This window comes from Ralstonia sp. R-29 (assembly GCF_049913345.1).
Classification (GTDB): Bacteria; Pseudomonadota; Gammaproteobacteria; order Burkholderiales; family Burkholderiaceae; genus Ralstonia.
The window spans coordinates 74,872-97,624 of record NZ_CP184380.1 but is presented as its reverse complement, the minus strand read 5'-3'; the positions used below and the strand labels follow the sequence as shown (position 1 = coordinate 97,624).

At 60.6% G+C, this 22,753-nt stretch carries 21 protein-coding genes and 3 pseudogenes; 10 read left to right on the top strand and 14 right to left on the bottom strand.

Going from position 1 to position 22,753, the window contains the following annotated elements; genetic code table 11:
• Positions 1-101 precede the first annotated feature (101 nt).
• The 3 genes from ACN9M1_RS27760 to ACN9M1_RS27750 all read right to left on the bottom strand — a co-directional run bounded on the left by ACN9M1_RS27760 (position 102) and on the right by ACN9M1_RS27750 (position 3,584).
• Positions 102-2,369 carry a hypothetical protein gene (locus tag ACN9M1_RS27760; RefSeq protein WP_426400972.1) on the bottom strand — a complete coding sequence of 756 codons (2,268 nt, stop codon included), beginning with the start codon at positions 2,367-2,369 and terminating at the stop codon, positions 102-104.
• A 61-nt stretch (positions 2,370-2,430) separates the two neighbouring features.
• Complete coding sequence (locus tag ACN9M1_RS27755) at positions 2,431-3,165, bottom strand: Imm52 family immunity protein (RefSeq protein WP_426400971.1); 735 nt, start codon at positions 3,163-3,165, stop codon at positions 2,431-2,433.
• A gap of 2 nt (positions 3,166-3,167) precedes the next feature.
• Positions 3,168-3,584, bottom strand: a complete 417-nt coding sequence (locus tag ACN9M1_RS27750) for a PAAR domain-containing protein (protein WP_426401037.1) — start codon at positions 3,582-3,584, stop codon at positions 3,168-3,170.
• Positions 3,585-4,053: 469 nt separating this feature from the next.
• Between ACN9M1_RS27750 and ltrA the strand changes: the two are divergent.
• Positions 4,054-5,544 (top strand): annotated as a pseudogene (ltrA, locus tag ACN9M1_RS27745) (group II intron reverse transcriptase/maturase); the annotation flags it as partial.
• Positions 5,545-5,874: 330 nt separating this feature from the next.
• On the opposite strand, the gene ACN9M1_RS27740 reads toward ltrA, so the two are convergent.
• Positions 5,875-7,125 (bottom strand): sensor domain-containing diguanylate cyclase, encoded by a 1,251-nt coding sequence (locus ACN9M1_RS27740; RefSeq protein ID WP_426400970.1) that lies wholly within the window; start codon positions 7,123-7,125, stop codon positions 5,875-5,877.
• Positions 7,126-7,256: 131 nt separating this feature from the next.
• On the bottom strand, positions 7,257-8,033 hold the full coding sequence (locus ACN9M1_RS27735; protein WP_045204846.1) for an EAL domain-containing protein: 777 nt from the start codon (positions 8,031-8,033) through the stop codon (positions 7,257-7,259).
• A gap of 332 nt (positions 8,034-8,365) precedes the next feature.
• On the opposite strand from ACN9M1_RS27735, the pseudogene ACN9M1_RS27730 reads away from it, so the two are divergent.
• The 4 genes and pseudogenes from ACN9M1_RS27730 to ACN9M1_RS27715 form a co-directional block, all read left to right on the top strand.
• A pseudogene (locus tag ACN9M1_RS27730) lies at positions 8,366-8,689 on the top strand (Crp/Fnr family transcriptional regulator); the annotation flags it as partial.
• A gap of 400 nt (positions 8,690-9,089) precedes the next feature.
• A complete protein-coding gene (locus ACN9M1_RS27725) occupies positions 9,090-10,169 on the top strand; it encodes a glycosyltransferase family 4 protein (protein ID WP_426400969.1) in 1,080 nt (359 codons plus the stop codon).
• Positions 10,170-10,186: 17 nt separating this feature from the next.
• Positions 10,187-12,400, top strand: coding sequence for a glycogen debranching N-terminal domain-containing protein (locus tag ACN9M1_RS27720; protein ID WP_426400968.1), 2,214 nt, complete (start codon positions 10,187-10,189; stop codon positions 12,398-12,400).
• 536 nt (positions 12,401-12,936) lie between these two features.
• Positions 12,937-13,152, top strand: a complete 216-nt coding sequence (locus tag ACN9M1_RS27715; protein ID WP_156158400.1) for a hypothetical protein — start codon at positions 12,937-12,939, stop codon at positions 13,150-13,152.
• A gap of 126 nt (positions 13,153-13,278) precedes the next feature.
• Here ACN9M1_RS27715 and ACN9M1_RS27710 read toward each other — a convergent pair whose 3' ends face one another.
• The gene (locus ACN9M1_RS27710; RefSeq protein WP_426400967.1) at positions 13,279-13,743 is read right to left on the bottom strand and encodes a hypothetical protein; all 465 of its coding nucleotides are present in this window, start codon (positions 13,741-13,743) and stop codon (positions 13,279-13,281) included.
• A 271-nt stretch (positions 13,744-14,014) separates the two neighbouring features.
• Here ACN9M1_RS27710 and ACN9M1_RS27705 point away from each other — a divergent pair, with 271 nt between their 5' ends.
• Positions 14,015-15,304 (top strand): NRAMP family divalent metal transporter, encoded by a 1,290-nt coding sequence (locus tag ACN9M1_RS27705; protein WP_426400966.1) that lies wholly within the window; start codon positions 14,015-14,017, stop codon positions 15,302-15,304.
• A gap of 95 nt (positions 15,305-15,399) precedes the next feature.
• Here ACN9M1_RS27705 and ACN9M1_RS27700 read toward each other — a convergent pair whose 3' ends face one another.
• Positions 15,400-15,615, bottom strand: coding sequence for a hypothetical protein (locus tag ACN9M1_RS27700; protein WP_426400965.1), 216 nt, complete (start codon positions 15,613-15,615; stop codon positions 15,400-15,402).
• Positions 15,616-16,011: 396 nt separating this feature from the next.
• On the opposite strand from ACN9M1_RS27700, the gene ACN9M1_RS27695 reads away from it, so the two are divergent.
• Complete coding sequence (locus ACN9M1_RS27695) at positions 16,012-16,227, top strand: glycine zipper 2TM domain-containing protein (protein ID WP_080981236.1); 216 nt, start codon at positions 16,012-16,014, stop codon at positions 16,225-16,227.
• A gap of 88 nt (positions 16,228-16,315) precedes the next feature.
• On the opposite strand, the gene ACN9M1_RS27690 is transcribed toward ACN9M1_RS27695, so the two are convergent.
• From ACN9M1_RS27690 to ACN9M1_RS27670, 5 genes are all read right to left on the bottom strand, one after another.
• Complete coding sequence (locus ACN9M1_RS27690) at positions 16,316-17,203, bottom strand: slipin family protein (protein ID WP_021197623.1); 888 nt, start codon at positions 17,201-17,203, stop codon at positions 16,316-16,318.
• 90 nt (positions 17,204-17,293) lie between these two features.
• On the bottom strand, positions 17,294-17,551 hold the full coding sequence (locus ACN9M1_RS27685; RefSeq protein WP_027678056.1) for a hypothetical protein: 258 nt from the start codon (positions 17,549-17,551) through the stop codon (positions 17,294-17,296).
• A gap of 73 nt (positions 17,552-17,624) precedes the next feature.
• Positions 17,625-17,783 (bottom strand): DUF3309 family protein, encoded by a 159-nt coding sequence (locus ACN9M1_RS27680; RefSeq protein WP_037026237.1) that lies wholly within the window; start codon positions 17,781-17,783, stop codon positions 17,625-17,627.
• Between the two features lie 271 nt (positions 17,784-18,054).
• The gene (locus ACN9M1_RS27675) at positions 18,055-18,246 is read right to left on the bottom strand and encodes a hypothetical protein (RefSeq protein WP_021197626.1); all 192 of its coding nucleotides are present in this window, start codon (positions 18,244-18,246) and stop codon (positions 18,055-18,057) included.
• A gap of 21 nt (positions 18,247-18,267) precedes the next feature.
• On the bottom strand, positions 18,268-18,858 hold the full coding sequence (locus tag ACN9M1_RS27670; RefSeq protein WP_031330235.1) for a BPSL1445 family SYLF domain-containing lipoprotein: 591 nt from the start codon (positions 18,856-18,858) through the stop codon (positions 18,268-18,270).
• 377 nt (positions 18,859-19,235) lie between these two features.
• Here ACN9M1_RS27670 and ACN9M1_RS27665 point away from each other — a divergent pair, with 377 nt between their 5' ends.
• Together ACN9M1_RS27665 and ACN9M1_RS27660 are read left to right on the top strand one after the other, a co-directional pair.
• A complete protein-coding gene (locus tag ACN9M1_RS27665) occupies positions 19,236-19,418 on the top strand; it encodes a CsbD family protein (protein WP_045204854.1) in 183 nt (60 codons plus the stop codon).
• A gap of 394 nt (positions 19,419-19,812) precedes the next feature.
• Positions 19,813-20,274, top strand: a complete 462-nt coding sequence (locus ACN9M1_RS27660) for a PRC-barrel domain-containing protein (RefSeq protein WP_021197630.1) — start codon at positions 19,813-19,815, stop codon at positions 20,272-20,274.
• A gap of 20 nt (positions 20,275-20,294) precedes the next feature.
• Here ACN9M1_RS27660 and ACN9M1_RS27655 read toward each other — a convergent pair whose 3' ends face one another.
• Both ACN9M1_RS27655 and ACN9M1_RS27650 read right to left on the bottom strand, forming a co-directional pair.
• Positions 20,295-21,014, bottom strand: coding sequence for a Crp/Fnr family transcriptional regulator (locus ACN9M1_RS27655; RefSeq protein ID WP_021197631.1), 720 nt, complete (start codon positions 21,012-21,014; stop codon positions 20,295-20,297).
• A 79-nt stretch (positions 21,015-21,093) separates the two neighbouring features.
• Positions 21,094-21,327 (bottom strand): annotated as a pseudogene (locus ACN9M1_RS27650) (AI-2E family transporter); the annotation flags it as partial.
• Positions 21,328-22,447: 1,120 nt separating this feature from the next.
• Between ACN9M1_RS27650 and ACN9M1_RS27645 the strand changes: the two are divergent.
• A complete protein-coding gene (locus ACN9M1_RS27645) occupies positions 22,448-22,690 on the top strand; it encodes an H-NS family nucleoid-associated regulatory protein (RefSeq protein WP_426400963.1) in 243 nt (80 codons plus the stop codon).
• Positions 22,691-22,753: the final 63 nt, after the last annotated feature.

The following is a 22,753-nucleotide window of genomic DNA, read 5'->3' as shown; positions in this document are numbered from 1 at the left end:
TCGATCGATCTCTATTGCGTCGCGCACGATCGCGCTCACACGCTTGTCGTGCCCGACGCTGCCGGGCACGGGACTGAAAGGATACAAAAGCGCTCACTCGCTCACAGCAGTTGCTGCACTTGAGCACCTGCCACGCGGCCTTGTTCCATCAAGTCTGCGACCTCTGCGGTGGTGGTCGCCCCAGATGCCCGCAGACGCAAGACCAGATCGGCATCGAGTTGCTGCTCATGGGCTTTCAGCCAATCCTCCAGCAACTGCACCCGGTGGCTCTCTGTCACCGCATAAGTGATCATCCAAGGACCTTCAGCATCGGTTCCCGCCGGCGCCAGATCGTCGAGTAGCTCTTGGTTGATCTGCCGGTCGTTCTTGTCAGCAGGCCAGTCCGTGGTGACAAGGCTCTCCAGGAACGCTGCTTCGATCGCCTGACTCGGCTGCAGTAGATACGTGTCGTAGCTGTAGGCGTAATAGCTGCCCACGGCGCTTCGGTTGCCTGGCACGGACACCGATGTCGACAAGGTGCGAGTGTTCTGGTCGGAAGATGCCCATGTCCCGCTCAGCTTGAGCTGCATGCCGCCTCCGATTTCGCCCTTCTCCCCCAGAAAGTTTGCCTTGACCGAGAGCATCAGTTTCAAGTCTATGGCAAAGCCTCTCGAAAACTGATCTAGCTCTACCCGCTGGAAGATGGCCTGGCCGGTGCTCGTGAGGCCCCATGAGCTGCTGAGCTTTCTCCTTTCGTCGGCCAACACCATGGCTTGGCTTTGAAGGCGCTGCATTCTTGATGCGTCCAGCATATAGCTCACCAGTTCGCCCGGCACCGGGGAGCGTTGCGGGTTGATGACATAGGGGCGTACCCGCAGCGCGGGCGTGTGTGGGATCACCATTCGCATCTGAGGCGCATCCTCAATCGCCTTTCCCGCCGCATCGAGAAACTGGAACTCGTACCCCGTAAACGAGAGTCCCAGCACGACCGCAGTTCCTAGCGGCTGCACCCCTGTATGCCCGTCTTTTTGCTCCTGCTTGAGGCTGTTCTTGAACGCGTCCGTCAGCGTCGTCGTAACGGTGTGTTTCGAGCCCGATGTGTGAGCCACATTAAGGGTGAAAGAGCTGCTGCCCGTAAAGATCCAGCCCACCTCGCCCTTCGCCTCAAAGATTCCGGCTTCGGAAGCAATGATCTCCACCGTGCTCGTATGCGAAGTCTGGTCGGATAGAGTCGTCTCCGCGGAGGCCGACGACTTGTCCATCCCGGCAGCCAGGTTGAGGTTTTCCTTCGGCACCGGGGGTGGTCCCTCGATGAGGCCAACGAGCACCTGTTTGGCGCCCTCCACAGTGCCTAGCGTATGCCGCTTTGCCTTGCCCACACGCTGGACGTCCAATTGCAATTGCGTCACCACGGCCGGATCTTCGCCAAGCCCGACCGGCCATAGCGTCCAGCGCTGCACGTCGACCTCGGTAACGGCGTTGTCACCGATTCCGGAAACCACCGGTTCGCCGCCAGGAACGTAGACTACCGCGGGGAGCGCTTGCTGCAGCGAGCGTCCTTCCTCCGCACGCAGGATATCGGTCCGCTGCCACCCGTGGGTGAGCGATAAGCGTCGGAGCGCGATATCGTGATCAGTAGGTATCGCCGATGCCGACATCATCTGCATCGCACCGTCAGCACCCCAAAGCAAGGTAGGCTCCATGAGATACCGGTCCTGGGTTGCATGCGTCTCCCAGGCACTATCACGGAGCTGCCATCCGTGACTGCCGTGGATCAGGTTGGCGTCAAGCTCCGCCCAGCCCGCCGCGTCTTGCGTTAGCTTGCAGGCGATGACCAGCTTGAATCGCAGTTCCCCTGGCTTATCGCTAGTGCATATGCCGTGGACGCGCCCGAAGGCGCCAGAGGGAAGCACTTGCGGATGGAGGAAGGTAAGCGGGACACGAGAATCGAATTGTTCCCAGTCCATGTGGATGATCTCGACCCGCGGCACCGGGGAAATGTATGTCACGAATGCGCACAGCCCCGCGCGGCTGCCTGCCAATTCGACACCGAGCACGCCTTCCGGCGAGAGCGTGCGGATCGTTTTCGGAATGTGGTCGTCCGCAAAACATCCGACCTCGAAACCTGCTGATGTCCGAGCAACATAGCATCGCAAGAGCGCCGGCTTGCCCTTGTCCCCGGGTCGCATGACCGGGCAGAACGCGACAGGGGTGCCTTTGATGTGGACCGTCGCTTGCGGTACAGGCACCGGCGCGATCATGAAGCCCGGTTGCATTCCGCCTTCGATCACTTCGTTCCGGTCACCTAAAGCCCACCAGTACACCCGATCCTCGTGGAGCATGGCGGACAGTCTCCTGATGCGGCCAACGAGGTTTTGCAGTACATACATATGTATTCTCCGTTGTCAGGCAATGCCTGAGTGGCCCAAATGGGGATGTAATAAAGCGCCTTCAAAGAGCGGCGTAGCGTGGCAGAAGATCCTGGTCCACCAGGCGGACTTCGATCTTGTTGGCAATGCGTACGTGTTCAGGGTCGGCATCAGAGAACGGCGCATCCGTGACACTCACGACAATGGTGCCAATCTGCTTCTTGCCGTCGATGACGGGAATTAAGGCGCCGGCTTCGGGCACTTGCTGCACCGTCAGCGTCGTCGGCAAATAGATCATCCAACCTACGCCCGGGCGGTCCTTGAACACCTTCAGCGGAAAGTACCCGCCAGATTCCAGCGTGATGGCGCTTGCTTGCCATTGCAGAGCTGCCGCTTGCACGACCGCTACAGCGCCTTCGTAGGCTTGGGGAAAGGCACCAGGCTTGACCCGCAAAATGGCAGTCGATGTCTCGGGGCCAGGCCGCGCGATGATTTGGAGGGACGCGCCGTTGGCGTCGGTCTTGCCATTCCAAATGCCGATGATGCGCGGATCCACTTCTTTCCGGAGTTCTTCGGTAACAACCGCGGTTGCGGCTGTCGTCGGGCCGTTGGCGTCGAACACCCCGTACCGTGCGGCCTCTTCCCTGGACTCGCCTTTCAGGTACCACGTGGACAGCTCGGGCGATTGGTCACCCAGCACGCGGCAAAACGTAGCCAGTTCCTGCAGCAAGGCAATGGCTTCCAGGGAGCCTTGATGACGAAAGACAGCGGTTAGCTCGTAGGGACGCTTCAAGCGCTCGGCTACATCAAGCGCCATGATCAGCTCCGAACGACAGTGGAGCTACCACTTGCGGCGGCTTTGATGAGGCATGACAGGCAAACGCCGGACGTTGTCGGTGCGGCGATTGTTGCCGCCTGTGCTGCCACTGCACCGGCCGGACTGCCGGTACCGGAAACCATCGCGGATGCGGTACCAGTCGCCTGACTGGCGAGCAGGTTGGCACCGCACGCGGTCTTGTCCAAGTGGCGGGCATACGTGTTACCGCCGCCGTCAACGACGATGCTGTCGCTCTTAAGTATGGGGAAGGTGCCCTTGCATTTTGGACACACTGTCATGTCGCCAGAGCGGGCAATGGGCTTGCCCTGCATGGTGGACGTCATGTCGCCGGTGATGACGGTGCCAACGTGGGTGGTTTTGTCGCCCACGACGATAAACGGTTGTTGCCCTGATGACATCGGCTCCTCCGGCTGCTGCACGCGACGCTTGCTCTCGTACCTGCCCGTGGCGGGCGGCGCCATGCTAACGAGAATCGTCTGTGACGGCTGCTGAAAGAAATTGAAGTCTGATTTGAGCTTGCCTAGTCGACGCCTGGTTGAATCCTGAAGGCAGCACGGCCGCTGCGCTCACCGTGGTCTGAAATATGAGGTGCACCCATACTGCCCACACGGACTCGTAGCCCATGGGCGCTGATAGGTCAGCCATTGAGCCACGAAATGTTTATTTCATTCCCGAGTGCTGCGCACTACTGTTTGCGGAAGGCAACAACACCCTGCGCGCTATCGCAAGCGCTGGGTGGGCTCGGCGTGGTCTTAGACCCTGGCATGTCAGTACGATCTCCATGCGGGAACCGGGAGGTCTCCCATTTGGCCGCCGGCAGGAGTCAGGCCGAGCGGGCCGCATCGGGAAGGTGAGGAGCCATAGCCGATGACGAACGAATGGGAGAAGTCGGACTCACCCATAGTAGCGACGAAGCCGGCGAACAAACCTGAGCGATCGGGAGCGGAGTCGATGGAGCCAAGGGGTGGGGCCAAGGGGAACACGGGTTGGTCACACACGCGCCGGACGCTGAGCCGGGAAAGCGTGTCCCAGAGACTGGACCGTGTGCGTCAAGCCGCAAGGCAAAGGAAGAAGGAGAGGTTCACGGCGGTGTTCCATCTGCTCGACATTGACCTGCTGGAGACGGCGTTCTTCTGGCTGAAGCGGAGGGCGGCCGCAGGGGTGGATGGCGTGACATGGCACGACTACGAGCAAAACCTGGAGGGAAATCTCAAAGACCTGCATGGGCGACTGCACCGGCAGGCCTATCGTGCGCAGCCCAGCCGCCGACGGTATATCCCGAAGGCTGATGGCAAGCTGCGTCCGCTGGGCATAGCTGCGCTGGAAGACAAGATCGTCCAACGCGCATTGGTGGAAGTGCTCAACGCGGTCTACGAGACAGACTTCCTTGGGTTCTCTTACGGATTCCGTCCGCGGCGCAGTCAGCACGATGCGCTGGATTCATTAGCGACGGCAATTGCTCGTACAAACGTGAGCTGGATACTTGACGCCGACATCAGCCAGTTCTTCGACACGGTCAACCACGAGTGGCTGATCAAGTTCATAGGACACCGGATAGGCGACCAGCGCGTGATCCGATTGATTCGCAAATGACTAAAGGCAGGCGCGATGGAAGACGGGGTGATCGAGTCAACAGACGAGGGGACGCCGCAAGGGTCGGTCATCTCGTCGCTGCTGGCAAACATCTACCTGCATTACGTCTTTGATCTCTGGGCGAGCTAATGGCGCAAGCGCCATGCCGAAGGGAACTTCGTGATCGTCAGATACGCCGACGATGTTGTGGTCGGCTTCGACAAGCAGCACGATGCCAAGCGGTTCAAGCGGGCCATGCAGCAGAGGTTGGAGCGGTTTGGGCTGTCGGTGCACCCGGAGAAGACGCGCTTGATCCAGTTCGGCCGCTTCGCGGCGCAGAACCGGGCCGCGCGAGGTTTGGGCAAGCCGGAGACGTTCAACTTCCTTGGTTTTACCAACATCAGTGGCCGCGCCAGAGATGGCAAGTTCCTACTGTGGCGTAAGACACGGCGCGACCGGTTTCGGGCCGCGTTACGTCAAATCAAGGAAGGACTACAGCGCAGACGGCATCAATCGATCCGCGAGCAAGGGCAATGGTTACGCCGCGTGGTACAGGGTTACTTTAACTACCACGCGGTACCGACCAACTTCCCTGCGCTGAAAGCGTTCCGGGCACATGTGATCAACCTCTGGGGGCGCGCGCTTCGGCGTCGCAGCCAGAAGGACAACACCACGTGGGCACGGGTTCTAAGGCTGGCAGCACAGTGGCTTCCCAGCGCTCGCATCCCTCACCCCTGGCCGAATATGCGCTTCGACGCCATGCACCCAAGGCAAAAGCCCGGTGCGCGAATCGCGCACGCCGGGATCTGTGCGGGGGGGGCCGGTAACGGGCATCCCTACCGCGACATCGTTGGCCGGGATCTGGGCGTCAACGTAGACATTGCAGACGTGATTCCGGCGGCATCCGTGGCTCGCAGAACCGGCCGCACGGGTAATTTTTACCGTCACCTGTGCGCAACGTTTGCGTGCAATAAATGTATTGACCCCAATACATTTGGCCGCTGCGCTGGTACATTGGCTTTGAGTGTTTCGCTCTCTCCACAGCCTTCAAGGCGGTCCACCTCTCTCCGGACCGCCTTTATTTTTGCCCTGTGGCCTGCTGTGCTATTTAGCCGATCAAGCCGCGATTGATAGCCGATTACGCCCGGTACGTTTCGCGTCGTAAAGAGCCGAGTCAGCACGTGCGATGAGTTCGTCGATCCCCTCATCTGGGGCAAGCGTTGCGAGCCCGAGCGAAAGAGTCAGCGCGGAGACTTCCCCGTCTTCATAGGCGTTGACGCGATCGAGAATGCGCTTGGCAAGGTCGACCGTATCCGTCTGCGAGCAATCGTCGAGCACGATCATGAATTCTTCGCCACCCCAGCGAATGACAGCATCGCGGCTGCGGACCGCTTGCCGCAACATGTCGGCCACCTCGACCAGTATGCGGTCTCCGGTGGGATGGCCGAACTGGTCGTTGATCCTCTTGAAGTGGTCGATATCACACATGACGAGGGCGAGCGGGTGCTCCAGCGTCCTGGCGGTGATGTAGCGCTCCGCGAGGAGTTGCTCGCCATGGTGACGATTGTGCAGGCCGGTGAGCTTGTCTTTGGTGGCTGCACGTAACAGTGCCTGTTCCCGCTCTACGCGTTTGGTGATGTCTTTGCTCACACTAACGTAGTGGCTTATACGCCCTTTCTCGTCGAATATTGGCGAGATGCTTTGTTCTGCATGGTAGAGCGAGCCGTCACGGCGCCGATTGATGAAGGTGGCGCGGAAGTCTCGTCCGCTCGCAAGAGAGCGGCGCATAGCCGCATAAAAGGCCTCGTCATGTTTGCCTGACTTGAACATGGCGGGCGTGCTGCCTTGGATTTCGTCGACCGTGTAGCCCGTGGAGTTGGCGAAGGCGGTATTTGCGAAGATGATCCGGGCTTTTGCATCCGTCAGCATGACCGGGTCACTGGTTGCATCAAGCGCGCGAGCGAGCAGTCTGTTTGTCTGTTCTGCCTGCTCGTAATCTGAAATATCCTGCTGCACCGAGACAAAATTGGTGACCAACCCGCTGTCGTCGCGAACTGGCGAAATGCTCCAGCGGACGGTGTAGCTAGAGCCGTCCTTTCGATAGTTCGTTGCGATGCCCTCGAAGAGTCGAGCCTCTTTCAAGCAGACGCGAAGTTCATCAATTAATGCCGGATCGGTGTCAGGGCCTTGAAGAATCCTAAGGGAGTGCCCGCGTAGCTCGTCCAGAGAATAGCCCGTCATGGCTGTGAACGCTGGGTTGGCAAACTGCACTCGGCAACCGACAGAGATGTCGGCATCGGTGATCACGATGGCATTCCATGCCTGCGTGATGGCCGCCTCGAATAGTTTTAGCAGTGGTGTGCTCATAAGTTACCGGGCTCGGTTGTCCAATCGAACGAGGTTGATGTGAATCAGCCGTCCGCCAGCGACGGCGGATAGGCCCGAAGCTGGATAACCGGTGTGCCCGCCAGCCGGTCCGGCTAAAGTCCGTGTGACAATCAGCGAGCGTTTGATACCGTTGGCATTGCTCTGAACGCAGGCTTAGCGAACAGATAGCCTTGCATGAGCGTGATACCTGCGGCAGCGAGGAAGTCGCGCTCCTCCGCCGTTTCAACGCCTTCGGCAATGACGCGGATCCCGAGGTCGTTACAGATGCTGAGCACGCCGCAAACAATGCGTTGACGCACCAGATCTGAATCGATACCTCGGATAAGTGCCATATCCAACTTGATCAGGTCCGGCTGGAAATCGGCGAGTAGGGTGAGCCCGGAGTGGCCGGCGCCGAAATCATCAATCGCTGTTTGGAAGCCGAACGACTGATAGGCGCGGAAGATCTCCAGCAGGTGGGGGCGGTTGATGATGTCTTCGCCCTCGATGGTTTCGAAGATGATCCGATTGATTGGAAAGCCGTACTTTTCGGCCGCTTCAAAGGTTGTACGGATACATGCGGCTGGCTGATACACAGCGTTCGGCATGAAGTTGATGGATAGGAAGGTGTCCATCCCTATCTCAGCCGCCTGCTCAATTGCGGTGGTGCGGCATCGTTGGTCAAACCGGTAACGGTTGGCTTCGTCCACTTGCGTGAGCACCGATGCCGCAGGCTCTCCGTTGGGCCCGCGTACGAGCGCTTCGTGTGCGTAGGCGTCGCCCGTGCGCAGATCAACGATCGGCTGAAATGCGAAGGCCATCTCGATTGAGGTGCCATCATCGGAGTTGCATCCGGAGCAGTGCTTGTTGGATGCCGATGGTCGGCTTGCGCTATGGATCTGAATCATCTTGGCAAAACGAGTAAAGGATTTTGGGCAACCGCTTCACGCTTGGTCGGGGCGTGGGCGTTGAGCACTGCACACTCCTGCCAAGCGGGCTTGTGCGACGTTGACTTCACTCGAAGTGCAGTACAGCGCCACTAGGGGATCGACGCGAGCAAACTGCGCTCACGTGAGGGGGAAGGGGGAATTGGATGATAGATCAATTGCCCATTCCGCGCAGTGCACCTTAGGCAGCGGAGAGGCGAAGACCGCAAAAGGCCTTAGCGCCGCATTTTGACTTGAGGGGGTGTTGGCGCGCAGCTAAATTTGACCCCCGGTGGGTGAATTCTGCTCGCGCGTTAACACAGATGGCACAAACGGCGGTCTGCAATCGCCACCACTCGATCGACCAGCAGTTGTGTCGTTGGCTGCTGCTGAGCCTGGACCGCCTGCCGTCCAACGAGCTGCGCATGACGCAGGAACTGATCGCCGACATGCTGGGTGTGCGCAGATCCGGTGTCACCGAGGCGGCGCTGAAGCTGCAGACCGCCTGATTGATCCGCTATAGCCACGGCAATATCGAAGTGCTGGATCGGCCAGGCCTCGAGGGCCGCGTCTGTGAATGCTACGCCGTGGTCAAGCGGGAGTTTGATCGTCTCCTCCCTGACCTTCAGGCGATCTGACTGCTGCACATCTGGAATCATCGATATCCCACCCCGCCTGGGCTGGTCCGCCGCAAAGTCCGTTTGAACGGTAGCGTACGGACGACACGCGAGAGACATCCCATCCTGCGCCTGTGGGCGAAGCATTGGCCCGCGCACCGGACAGCGAGGCGATGCTGCCTTCTGCACGTCCCGTGCAACTGACCTAGTGGCGTCAAATTGAAGACGAATTTCATGACGCTTTGATTTACTGTAAAGGCAGGACTTCCGCGCGCGGCGCGAGCAGGGCCTTACCGCGCACTTCAATCCTGGGCACGACAGCCTGAAATTGAGGGCGGCCCTTTTGATCGTTCGCCGGCCCAGGCTCCGGCGCGGTCACTCCAGCCTCCAGTATTGCTACATACAAGACGCGGGGGTACCGATGAAGATTGCGCAGATTGCACCACTTGCGGAGCGTTGCCCGCCCAGCCTGTATGGCGGCACGGAGCGCATCGTCTCCTACCTGACCGAAGAACTGGTGCGGCAGGGCCACGAAGTCACGTTGTTCGCAAGCGGGGATTCGGCCACACTTGCTGAACTGGTACCGTGCTGCGACGTGGCGCTACGTCTTGATACGCACGTGCGCGATCCGTTGCCGTATTACGTGATGATGCTGGACAGAGTCATGGCGCGTGCCAGCAGCTTTGATGTGCTGCATTTTCATATCGACATGATGCAGTACCCGCTGCTGCGGTGCATGCCGGTGCGGGCCGTGACCACCTTGCATGGCCGCCTGGACCTGCCGGATCTGCTGCCGTTCTACGCGCGCTTCCCGCATTTCCCGCTAGTTTCGGTTTCCACCGCCCAGCGCGCGCCGATGCCCCCGGTGAACTGGGCCGGCACCGTGCACCATGGCCTGCCGACGAACCTACTGACCTGCTGTGCAAATCCACGCGGCGACTACCTGGCGTTTCTCGGCCGGATTTCGCCGGAGAAGCGCCCCGACCATGCCATCGCGATTGCGGCACGCGCCGGGCTACCGCTGAAGATCGCCGCCAAGATTGACGAGGTCGATCGCGCCTACTGGGAGAGCACCATCCGCCCACTTGTGGCGGCGCACCCGAATGTCGAATACCTCGGCGAGATCGACGAGCATGAAAAATCCGCCTTCCTCGGCAATGCGCTCGCGCTGCTATTCCCCATCGACTGGCCAGAACCGTTCGGGCTGGTGATGATCGAGGCGATGGCGTGTGGCACTCCTGTGGTCGCGTTTTCATGCGGCTCGGTGCCTGAAGTGATTGAGGCCGGCGTCAATGGATATATCGTGCGCAACGTCGATGAAGCGGTGGCGGCCGTGCATAGCGTGAGCACCCTCCCGCGCGCTGCCGTGCGTGCAGCCTTCGAGGCGCGCTTTACCGTCGATCGGATGACGCGCGAATACGTGCGGATCTACCGAAGCCTAACCGAACCTGGCGCCGCAGACTCGCCGGAACGCGATTCCGGCGAACTGGTGCTCGCGTGAGTAGAGGGACTTTATCCATGCATTTCGAGCCGTCGAACGAACTGCCGGGCAGCGCAACACCGGCCGCCGCGGCAGCCCATGTTGCGCAGTTCTATATCCCGGCAGCGGCCTCGCTGCAGGAGCGCCGGCCTCGCACGCTCAAACACGGAGACACCTTCGCGCTGTTCGACCATAACGGCGATGCCCTCGGTGTGCTAGGCAGTCCGGAAGGGCTGTTTCATTTCGATACCAGGCACCTCTCCTATCTACGCCTGACCATCGATGGGGCGCGGCCTATGCTGCTGTCCTCCACATTGCGCGACGACAACGCCTCGTTGACCTGCGACCTGACCAATCCTGACCTGTTCGACGAGAACGGTCGCCTGTGGCTGGAGCACGATCTGATCCACCTGCGCAGGTCGCGCTTCCTTTGGAACGGCGCCTGCTATGAGCGGCTGAGCGTGCGCAACTATGACGACGTGTCACGAAGCGTGCGCGTGGATATTGCCTTCGATGCCGACTTTGCCGACCTTTTCGAAGTGCGTGGTACGCGGCGGCTGCGGCGCGGCACGGTGCATACGCCGGATGTCGCGGGTGCGACGGTCACACTGAGCTATGCCGGTCTGGACGAGGTGCGGCGCGAGACCCGGCTCGCCTTTGATCCGGCGCCGGCCGAGCTGGGCGGTGGCAGCGCGAGTTTCAACCTGACGCTCGAGCCGTCGTGCTCGCAGGTACTTCGCATGGAGATCCGCTGCGAAGCGATGCAGCCCGAGCCCGTGGAGCCCCAATCCTTCCTCAGCGCACTGCTGCAGTCGCGGCGCGAGTTGCGGCGTGCGACCCGCCGCGCGGCATCCATCACGACCTCCAATGAACTCTTCAATGAAATGGCCCGGCGCAGCGTATCGGACCTGTACATGTTGCTGACCAACACCGAATACGGACCGTATCCGTATGCCGGCATTCCATGGTTCAGCACGGTGTTCGGGCGCGATGCCCTGATTACCGCGCTGCAGACGCTTTGGCTCGACCCGGAAATTGCCCGCGGCGTGCTGCAATACCTTGCCGCGATGCAGGCGAAAACGGTTGACCCACAGGCCGATGCCGAGCCGGGCAAGATCCTGCATGAAATGCGCCATGGCGAAATGGCGAGGCTGAGGGAAGTGCCGTTCGGACTCTACTACGGCAGCGTGGATGCCACGCCGTTGTTCGTGCTGCTGGCCGGTGCCTACCTGCGGCGCACCGGCGATGTCGAAACCATGCGCGCTCTGTGGCCGCACATCCGGGCTGCGCTGGACTGGATCAACGACTATGGCGACCGCGATGGCGACCTGTTTGTCGAATATGGCCGACAGTCGCCGGAAGGCCTCATCAACCAGGGCTGGAAAGACAGCCGCGATTCGGTCTTTCATGAAGACGGGCAGCTTGCCCCGGGCCCGATTGCGTTGGCCGAGGTGCAGGCCTACACCTATGGTGCTTGGCGGGCAGCAGCGTCGATCAGTGCGGCGCTGGGCGATCACGAGAGCGCAGCGGTCTATGCGGCCAGGGCGGACATGCTGCGTGAGGCTTTCGACGCGCGTTTCTACGACGCCGCACTGGGCACCTACGTGCTGGCGCTGGACGGCGAGAAGCGCCCATGCCGTGTACGTGCATCCAATGCCGGCCACGCCTTGTTTACTGGCATCGCGCTGCCCGAGCGCGCGCCTTCGGTGGTGGCTGCGCTGATGGACAGCAACGCATTCTGCGGCTGGGGCGTCCGTACCGTATGTACCGATGCAGCACGCTTCAATCCGATGAGCTACCACAACGGCTCGGTTTGGCCGCACGACAACGCTCTGATCGCCGCGGGCATGGCACGCTACGGCTACCATCCCGAAGCCAGCCGCATCTTTGAGGGCCTGTTCGCGGCCGCCAGCTACATTGAGCTGCGCCGGCTGCCCGAGCTGTTCTGCGGCTTTTCACGCCAGCGTAGCCAAGGCCCGACGTTCTATCCGGTGGCGTGCTCTCCGCAGGCCTGGGCGGCGGCCGCTCCGCTGCTGCTTTTGCAGGCCTGCCTGGGGCTCGACTTCGACACGCTCGAGCCGGCAATCACCTTCGAGTCTCCGTCGCTGCCGCCCTTCCTTGACGAAGTGGTCTTCCGCAACCTAGCAGTCGGTGAAGGCAGTGCGGATGTGGCGGTGCGTCGCTCCGGCGAGCGTGTGGTGGTCGATGTGCTGAACCGGCAGGGGCCAATCAGAACAATCACTCGAAGCTAGCCGAGGGGTGACGGTCATTCGCGAATGACGGACCCCGAGCTTCTTTCTTTGGACCGATGTTTCGGCCGACTTGGCTCGCGACGAGTGTGCGTAAAGCGGTGTGGCCTGCGGTGCTTGCCATGCAGGTGACGAGCATGGAGCTCATCCTCCGTCACGCCGCAACTGCCCGCGCTCCTTTTCTCCATGGCGGTCGGGCTGCGTGCACGGCGTGAATGGCGTGCGTTGCGCTGTCGGACTCAAGCTTCCAATCGATGTCATCGCGCTTGGTATGGATCTGCTTTGTCGCTGTAGGCAGAAATGCGAGAGGAACTGTGAAAGTGCCCGGGCAGTGACAGACGTGCGGATCACGTGGCCCGACACTCCGCTGTCTTCCCGCATAGTGGCGACGGCGTAACAGCATTGACCTAGGACACTATTTGACCTGCTTCCATACGGTACTCATCTGACAGAGCCCTACCCGAAGACTATTCTGGAATCCCAAATAACAGTGAACCGGCACAGTCCGGCATACCGAGGGCACCGCAGCGAGCATCTCTATGATCAATTCGCTTGACTTGCCAAACGGAACGCTTGAAATACGCACAAAACAACGCAGCGATCGACGATGGTTTTCCGAATATCGTTTCACGCCCAATGATGGACATGCCACAGCATGGGCAGAGGCCACCATCCCAGAAGGCTTCATTTCTTCTGGCCTCGCATTCAGCGCCGGGATACTGCTGGGGCAACAGTGCGCCGAGCTTGCACGCTGAAGCAGGCAGTGCCTTTAGGAGAGGCACGTCGTGGCCCCTTTGCGACAGGCTTGGGGCGACGTGCACCTGGCTGAAGGGTTGCGCACATGATGTTCGCAATTCGACGGCGAGAATGGTCGATCCCATTCACCCTGCAAAGGACTTGGCAAGGCATTCCACGACTAGGTCACGCAGAGTGTTCGCGGTAAGCTCTCGCAGATCAAAGGTTATTTCGGAGGTGGACGCCATACCGTTATGGTTGGAAACGACCATGTGCACGTGAATCTTCTGGTCCAGTGCGTCGCCGATCAGGGTGATCTTGGGGTATTGGGCGGCGCGTTCCGAGAGAGATGCCGCCTGTTCTTTGGCGTCGGGAAACACATGGAGCGTCGCGCTGAAGGCGGTCATCTCGACCTTGAAGCCGTGGCCGCGCTTTTGCAGGTGTGCGCCGATATCCTCAAACACAGGATGCACTGTCTTCGTCCGGAACGCTGCAAACTCGGCCCGAAAAGTTTCCGCTGCACTTTGCTTGTCTGCAGCCTCTTCCTTCTCCTCCGCCTTGCGCTTTTCGAACGCATTCAGTGCGGCATCAAGCTTGTCGTAAGCGCCCATGTTGTCTCTCGATAGAGAAGCGGTGGCGTCCAGAATGCGCGCCCGTTCCTGGTAAAGAATAGTGGGAATAGATGCGCGTTCCAAGCACCATGTCGCAGAAAATGTTGGAAGCAAGACGACAGTCCAGCGATGCTGCGCATCACCCCCGCTTGTCTGGGGAAACCCCCATACGCTGATACACGAGCAAGACGCGAGCCGCTCTAAGATCCGGTACTAGAACATCGCGTCGATCAACTCCAGCCAAGCGCTGGGGGACGGAGAGGAAGCCAACATGGACGGCAACGGACAGGCCCGGCCCAATTTGTATCGCGCTCTGCGGGCGCGCTTGAATGCGCATCCATTGTCCCATGTCGGGCCCGGGTTGATCACGGGCGTCGCCGACGACGACCCGAGCGGAATCGCGACCTATTCGCAGGCCGGGGCACAGTTTGGCCTGGAGATGCTGTGGACAATGCCGCTTACGTTTCCGTTGATGGCGGCCATGCAGTCCATGTGCGCAAACATGGGACGCGTCACGGGCAAGGGACTTGCGGCCAACATCAAGGACGTCTTCCCGCCGATTGTGTTGCGTATCGTCGTGTTGCTGTTGCTGATCGCAAATACGTTGAATATTGCCGCTGACGTTGCGGCGATGGGCGAGGTCGCGGAACTCGTTTCCGGCATCGACCGGCATGTCATGACGGCGTTGGTGGTGTTCGGCACCCTGGCACTGCAGATATTCGTTCCTTACCACCGATACGTTTTCTTTCTGAAGTGGCTGACGGCGTCTCTGCTGGCGTATGCCGCAGTCTTGTTTACCGTGCACGTGCCGTGGAGCCGCGTGGCGCTGCACACGGTGTGGCCCAGTGTGAGACTCGATGCCAGTGCCGCATCGATGGTGGTTGCCGTGTTCGGTACCACTATCAGCCCCTACCTCTTCTTTTGGCAGGCTTCCGAAGAGGTCGAGGACATGCGGGCGCACCCCTCGTTGAAAGCCGATGGAGCCAAGGCCCGCACCGAGCTGCGGCGCATTCGCTGGGACACGTGGAGCGGCATGCTCTACTCCAACGTGACCGCCTACTTCATCATCCTCGCCACGGGGGTGACTTTGCATGTTTCTGGCGTGACCGACATCACGACCGCGGCGCAGGCGGCCAGTGCCTTGCGGCCGCTTGCTGGAGACTTTGCGTACGTGCTGTTCACCGTCGGGATCCTGGGGGTGGGGCTGATCGGCGTGCCAGTGCTGGCAGGCTCAGGCGCCTACGCGCTGTCCGAAGCGATGGGCTGGAAAGAAGGGCTGGAGCGGAAAGTGAGCGATGCCCGTGGGTTCTACAGCATCATCGCCTTGAGCGTACTCGCAGGGCTGGCAATCCAGTACTCGCCGATCCGTCCGATGAAGGCGCTTTTCTGGAGCGCGGTCATCAATGGTGTGGTGGCGGTTCCGCTGATGGCGGTCATCATCCTGCTCGTGTCGAAGCCCGCAGTGATGGGCCCCTATACCGCAAGCCGGCCATTGATCGTCCTGGGTTGGGCGGCCACGGCGATCATGGGGGTTGCGGCCATGGCGATGTTTCTGCTGTAGGCATCGGCATGCAGGCAGAGTGCCTGCATGCCGATGTTGACGTCATGCAACGTGTTGGCGGCGTAGCTCCCTCGGGTGGCGCTGCCTCTTCTCCCTTACCGGGTGAGTTCCGCGCATTGTTGCCCCAGAAGTATCCCGGCGCTGAATGCCAATCCGGAGGAAACGAACCCCTCTGGGATTGCAGCTGCTTCCCAGCCGGTGCCGCTTCCATCACTGTGCGTGAAGCGATATTCGGAGAACCATCGCCGGTCACTACGCTGCAGCGTGCGGATTTCAAGCGTTCCGTTGGGGAGGTCAAGCGAACTGATCATAGATGTCCTTGTTGCGGTTGCCTCGGTATGTCGGGAAGTGCCGATTCACTGTTATTTGAGACTGCAGCGTAAGGCCGGGGCGAAACGTCGTCGGCTCGGTACCGTACAGAACTCGGTCCATATTGAGCGTGACCCACGCACTGGGTCCGCCGCTTGAGTTCAGGGGATGCACACCTGGGCGGGTGACGACTGCGTCTGCCACCGTACCGACACCCTTCGCGCGAGCGAGGATGCTAGTTATCGGGGCGTTCGGGCGGCAGTCACGCTCACGTGCTGACGCAGGAATGCCCTGATTGGCTGTACGCCGCTTGTGGTCCGTACAGAAAATTCGAGTCCTGGTTTTGCGTTCTCCGCAACAGCACGCGGTGGCCTGCGATCGGGGTGGAGGTGCACAAAATGCGTGGCAATCGGATAGCACAACTGTGCGGCGCGATGCTGGTGGTCGTGACGCTTGCGGGCGGGTGTGCCGGGATGTCCCGGCGAGGTACGGACACTGCAATCGGCGCCGGTGTCGGTGGTGTGGCAGGCGCTGTCCTGACAGGCGGTAGCGCGGTAGGGACAGTGGGCGGTGCAGTCGTCGGTGGTGTCGTCGGCAATCAGGTCGGCAAATGATTGCAGCCCAGGAAGTCGAAGCGGCATGCCCACACTAGTGGTGGCATGCCGCTTTCCAACCCGTTCTCATGAATCAAAGGTGGTTGGCTTAAGCGGCGGCCGCAGCCGCAGCCGACTTGAGCGGCAAGACAGCGCTGGTTTGCTCCGAGCTGCCGGAAACGCCAAAGGCCACCGCAACGGGATTCATGCTGTCGACCATGGAGGTCGGCATCAGGATCGTGGCGCCACGCTCCTTGGTGGTCTCATAGATGATGTTCATGGCACGCAGTTGAAGCGCTTGCGGATGGCCTTCGTACATGCCCGCAGCCTCGACGAACTTGGCGGCGATGGCCGCTTCAGCAGAACCCAGGATGACGCGGGCCTGTTTCTCGCGTTCGGCCTGTGCCTGCCGGGACATTGCGTCCTGCAGCGCCACGGGGATGGCCACGTCGCGCACTTCGACTGACGATACGGTCACGCCCCATGCTGCAGTCTTCTCGCCGATCTCGGCGCGCAATTGCTCGTCTGCCGCCTTCCGGTCCGATAGCAGTGCCGAAAGCATGGAGGCGCCGATCATTTCACGCAGCGACGTCTGGGCGACGCGGTCGATGGCCTGACGGTAGTCGGTAATGGCCAGCGCGGCCTTCTGCGCATCGTGAACGTGCCAGAAGATGATCGCGTCGACATTGACCGGCACCGTGTCTTTCGTCAATGCCTGCTCGGCATTGAATCCGGTTGTTTGAATGCGCTCGTCGATCACAGCGGTGACGCTGTCGACGATCGGCAGGATCATGAACAGCCCGGGCCCTTTCACGCTTTGCAGCTTGCCTGCACGCAGGATGACGAACTTCTGCCAGGCGTTTGCCATCTTGAGTGTTGACGCGACGAGGATTGCCGCAATCCAGAACACGGGCGCCAGCAGAACCGAGCCGAACATGCCTGCAGCGGCCCCCACAGCCAAGAGAAGGACAACGATGAATGCGGTGATGGGATTCATATGGCGCCTCGCCGGCAAGTGGTACTGCAAACCATGAGAAACGGGGCCAGGGTTCTGGAGACGGTCGCTCGCAATGTCTGCGTGATGTCTTTACCCGAAGACGTGCGAGCGGATGTCGTCTTCAAAATCGACTGTCCAGTCAGGGCCATGAGCACCGTCGTATTCGCGCATGGTCTTGCCCATCCGGACGATGACGCTACGGTCCAGCGCCTCGGATGGGGCATCGGTGGAGAAATGTTCGGTGGAGGACACCTCAAAGCCGTCGGGTGCGAGGCCGTGGCGCAGGCACACCTCGCGAAATGCGTCGCGCTCCATGTCTGGAAACTGGAGAATGGTTTGATCGAGCATCACGTTGGCCTCTTTCTCGTAGTGTGCTGCCGCCTGTGCTTCGCGTTCCGTAGGGCGTATCGGATCGTCGGCTTTAAAGTCGCCCCATGAGCAAGAGGACGAGAACGATGAGCAGACCCACGCCGAGCGCACCGCTTGGCGCGTAGCCCCACCCGTTGCTGTAGGACCACCTTGGGAATGCCCCAACCAGCAAAACGGCTAAGACAATGAGAAGTACGAGTCCGAGAGACATGATGCCCTCCTTGTTTTGTAGGTTCCCCCCACTCCGTGTGCACGAGCCAGGCAAAAAGCGCTCCACGGTTGTTTCATCATGAGGGTGACGCTCAAGGTTTCCCGGGCATAGTCCGAGCGATTTGAGCGTTCCTCATTGTCTTGAAGAATAGAGTACTGCGGGCCTGAAAACGGTTCGGTAGCGTACGCACCAGCATGTGGAATGCGTGTCTCGTGCGGGGCGCAAAGCGGCGATCGCCCCTCGTGAGCGGGGCCTGCCAATAACGGCTTCGTTAGCGGTGCTCACGGTCTCTATCACCGTGGTCGCTCTCGTAGCCGCCCTGGCGATGACCTTCGTAACCGCCACGATGATCACGTTCATAGCCACCTTGCCGGCCATCGTTGTAGCCGTCGTCAGGAACCCACAGGCAACCGGCCAGCGAGGCCATCCATATCCCCAGGACCGTATAGATAAGGGCGCGCATGGCGGCCTCCTCGCGACTGCACTAAAGAGATTTGAGTTTGGTGACTTTCGTGCCCTCGAGCGTCACGCCTGCCATCAACCCACTGTTGGTGAGAACGAATGCCTCGATCGGCCCCGTCGCGGTCGAACTGTCGATGTTGCCGTTGGCGCCCACTTTCAGGACGGCAACCGATGCGTCACCGCCTACAGACCACCCCTCGCTATTGCGAAATCGGTCCAGCGCCTCCTGTGTCATGAAGAGGAAGATGATTGCTTTCGATTGGGCGCCAATCTGCAATCCAATCGATGCCGTTGTCGTGCTGTAGTACCCGGTCGTCCCACCGCCCACGCGCAATACCCCCTCACCATATTGGCCGCCTATGCCGAATCCGGCGGCAATGACCGATGGGAACACCAGTACACCACGGGCCTTGCCGACCAGTTCGCGCGACCCGCTGGCGGCAGTATAGAGACGCGCAAGCGTCGAGTCGGCGGCTGTATCAATCGCGTGTCGCTTGTCGACTTGATGGGCGGCCGAGTCAGACGTTCCAGTCGTTGTGCAGCCGGGAGTCATGAGTCCGACGACTGCGGCAAGAGCCATCGCCGTCATTGTTAGGAAACGTTTTTCTCGCATCTTTGCCTCCATCGTGGAAGAGCCATCTTGAGCGTATGTCAATGCGGAGTGCGTTACGGTACGACAGCGTACGAAGATGCAGGGCCTGGTGAAAAGAGCCAGGGATGGCGATTCGCTGCGCGCGGGCGGATCCGGTCCATCGCAGCTTGCGACGCGGTTCAGCCAATTTGCGTGGGTGATTGCGCCGCCCCTCTCGAGTTAGTCCACTACCGTACAGACGGCACTGCGTCTGCGGAGACATCATGCGGTTTCGTTGGGCAAGGTCTTGTTTTGGTATGCGCATCGCCGGGTAATGAAGTGGAATGGTCCGAGCGCGGCGCGTCAAGGCACGGCATCCCCCACGACCAACTGAGCGCCGAAAGCGCAGGAGCATTGCCATGAACAAGGATCAAGTGAAGGGCCGTCTTGAGGAAGCGAAGGGCAAGTTGACTGAAGCCGTTGGCAAGGTCACCGGAAAGGACGCCACGGCAGCGAAAGGAAAGGTCGAACAGATTGCCGGTAAGGCGCAGGCGGCGTATGGCGATGCCAAGGAAGCGTTCAAGAAGCAGCCGAAGCCTTGATGCCCGCGGCCTGCGCAGCGCGTCAATGCAACACGGGAGCAATCATGCACAAAGTCACTACCACCGCACAGCACAGAAAGTCGGAGCCTGCTGCTTGCGGATGCATACCTGCCGCGGATGAAGGGCACACCTATCAATCCGCTGTGGACGCATCGCTTGAGATGACCTTTCCGGCGAGCGACCCAATCTCGCCGGGTGCGGCCATGTATGCGGAGCGTCAGCTCAGTACCTCGCTCGACAAGACAGATTGGAGCCTGGCTGTCGGTAGCAAGAGGCAGGCTTCCCGCGTCGAGCCCACTCTACGGCACAAGGGCAAAAGCCGTGCGCATTGACGTATCCCCCCGCCGGCGCAGTCGCCGGTTCAATGGCTAATCACCTTATCTGGAGTCACACCATGAACATCAACGAATTGGACCACCAAAGCAGCGGACCGCGCGCTGCCATCGTCGGCAACGGTCAGCTGAAGGGCGCCGGCCCCGGCCCCGTCATCATGGCTGCCGACACACTCAACGGCGATCCGGTTCTTGGCCCGAGCGGTGAGAAGCTCGGCAAGATCGATCACATCATGCTGGATGTTCCCCGCGGGCAAATCGCCTATGCGGTGCTGTCATTCGGAGGTTTTCTAGGTGTCGGCACGAAGCTGTTCGCGGTGCCATGGTCTGCTCTGACGCTCGACACTGTACGCAAGAGCTTCGTGCTGGGCATCGACAAGAAGCAGCTGGAAGCCGCGCCGGGCTTTGATCAGAATCACTGGCCTAGCATGGCGGATACGCAATGGGCCACCAGCATCCATCAGTACTATGGCACGCCCCCGTACTGGGAGGGGAGCCGGAAAGAGGCCAAACTGGATTCCTGATGAAGTCGGCGTATTGCTGGTCAGAGCGCCTCGAGGTCAGGAAGCAGGCGATCGAACTCGCGCTTGACCACGGCATAGCATTCGCAGACGCGACGCTCGAGGCCGGGGCGGTCGAGGACTTCGATGGTTCCGTGGCTGTAACGGATCAACCCGGCGGTCTGCAGCTTCAACGCGGCTTCGGTGACACCGGACCTGCGCACCCCCAGCATGTTGGCAATCAGCTCCTGGGTCATGCGCAGCTCGTTGGAGGGCAGGCGGTCCAGGCTCAGGAGGAGCCAGCGACACAACTGCTGGTCGATCGAGTGGTGCCGGTTGCAGACGGCGGTCTGGGCCATCTGGGTAATGAGCGCCTGGGTGTAGCGCAACAACAGACGCTGCATGGCCCCGGCGCGGGCGAACTCTTGCTTGAGAATGCGGGCACTGAGGCGGTAAGCGCCGCCCGCACTCTGAACCACGGCACGGCTGGGGGTGGTTTCCCCGCCCATGAAGATGGCGATGCCGACCAAGCCCTCGTTGCCGACGATCGCGATCTCGCCCGAAGAGCCGTCTTCCATGACATAGAGCAGGGAGACGATGGACGTGACGGGAAAGTAGACGAATTCGGGGCGGTCGCCCGATTCATAAACGACGTGCCCGAGCGGCATGTCGACCCAGACAAGCTGCGGCGCGATGCTCTCCCATTCCGCTGGCGGCAGCACGGACAGCAGATGGTTCAGCTTCGGATTCGGTGGAGCCGTCATGGTCGCCTCCCTTCTAGTGGTGGTGTGGTATCCCAGTCGTCATTCCCGCGGCGCTGCTGGGCATGGCGGCGTCCGTGCATCAGCGTATCTCGTGGCCCAGGCCCTGCGCTGCCCAGGCGCGCGACAGCACAATCTTGAGCGCGGCGATGACGGGCACCGACAGGAAAATGCCTGCGACGCCGCCCAACTGCTCGCCTGCAAGCAACCCCACGATGACGAGGAGCGGACTGACCTTGACCCCTTCGCTCATCAGGTAGGGATTCAGCACGTAGTCCTGGAACAGACGGTAGACCACGATGAACCCGATCAGCCAGAATCAAGGCGCTGGGGCCTTTCCAGCGATTGCTCATCAGACGAAAGCGTCCATAAATCAGTATGGGGTCGCGCCCTTCGCCATCGATGGCACTGCATTTGCAGAAACAGCAGGGCCACTTCGAGCTGCCGCGAACGCCGGATGCCGCCTCGCACGGTTGCAAGGGTATACCGCTTATCTTTGATGGTGAAGTGTATGGTCAAGCCGCCCTCTGGGGAGGGCTAGATGTCGACCTCATAGCTACACTGCAGTACGCCAATCACACGGCTTAGTTCGGGTACGGCAATGAGTATCTCGCCGGACTGGATAGGGATCGGTGGCATCGCGGGTACCTCCAGTCGAATAATGTTAGCAAACGCTTCGCCTGAAGCAATGTGATGGAAATCCTTTGCGGGGAGTTGCTCGTTTGTTAGCTTCCTCGCCCTTTGGTTCTCAGGGAAGGTATATTCAACCCACGCCCAAAATCGCTATTGAAATATTCGGCGGTACGTGACAGTGCGTTCCCTAATCAATGGCCTAATCCAAGCGTATTTGTGTCTACGGACCAATCCACCATGCGATAACAGGCGCGTTCTTGAGGGCAGAAACGGACGATAATGTAGAGCAATGAAGCGTGCCTTCGGTCATTCGTCCGAGGTGTCGTTTATCCTGCCAGATATACCTCAGACGGGCGCCGGATCGCCTACGATGAAATGCCCGCAAGCAATGCGGGCGGCAAACGTCGTTGGCGTGCAGATGCGCGGCCAGCGTGTCCGCGTTGCGGTTGTTTTGCGCGGAGGCGATGCCGGTCCCGTGGTGGTCCACCAGGCTGTGGACATCCGCTGGCGCGGCCCATGTGGATAGCCTGATGGACAACCCGATGGACAGGCTGCGCCTGCCCACAGGTTGCCCACGAGGCTACCCACACTTGCCCACAGCAGCACCGGTGTGCGAGCCCACGTCACGAGCAATGTTTGATATTTTTAACCCTATTTCGAACCCCACCTGCGAGTGCTCGCGCCATGGCAATCTCTGCGGGTCCGCAGGGACCTTGCACAGCGATGATTCGGGGCAATCCTCTCCGAGCGTCATCTCCCATGCCGAATCGCGTCGCCCCTCCCTCAGCGAGCCCAGTTCCACCGTGACGCTGCGCCGCCGCGCCGAGGCGATTACGTGGGTTCGGCTGCAGATCGCGCGCTACGGGCTGACGTATGCCGACCTGGCGGCGGCAGGCGCGTTCCCATCGCGGCAGCGAAACCAGCTGAAGGTGCGCTATCGCACCGCGGATGGCCAGACCTGGGACGGGGAGGGCGAGACGCCCGACTGGCTCAAGCGGGCCGTCAATGCCGGCCAAAGTGCGGAGCATTTCCGGGCCGATACCTGAGTCATTGCCGGGTGCAGGGCGCCGGCTTGAACCGTCTTACCAAAGGTGCAGACGTGTTCAAGG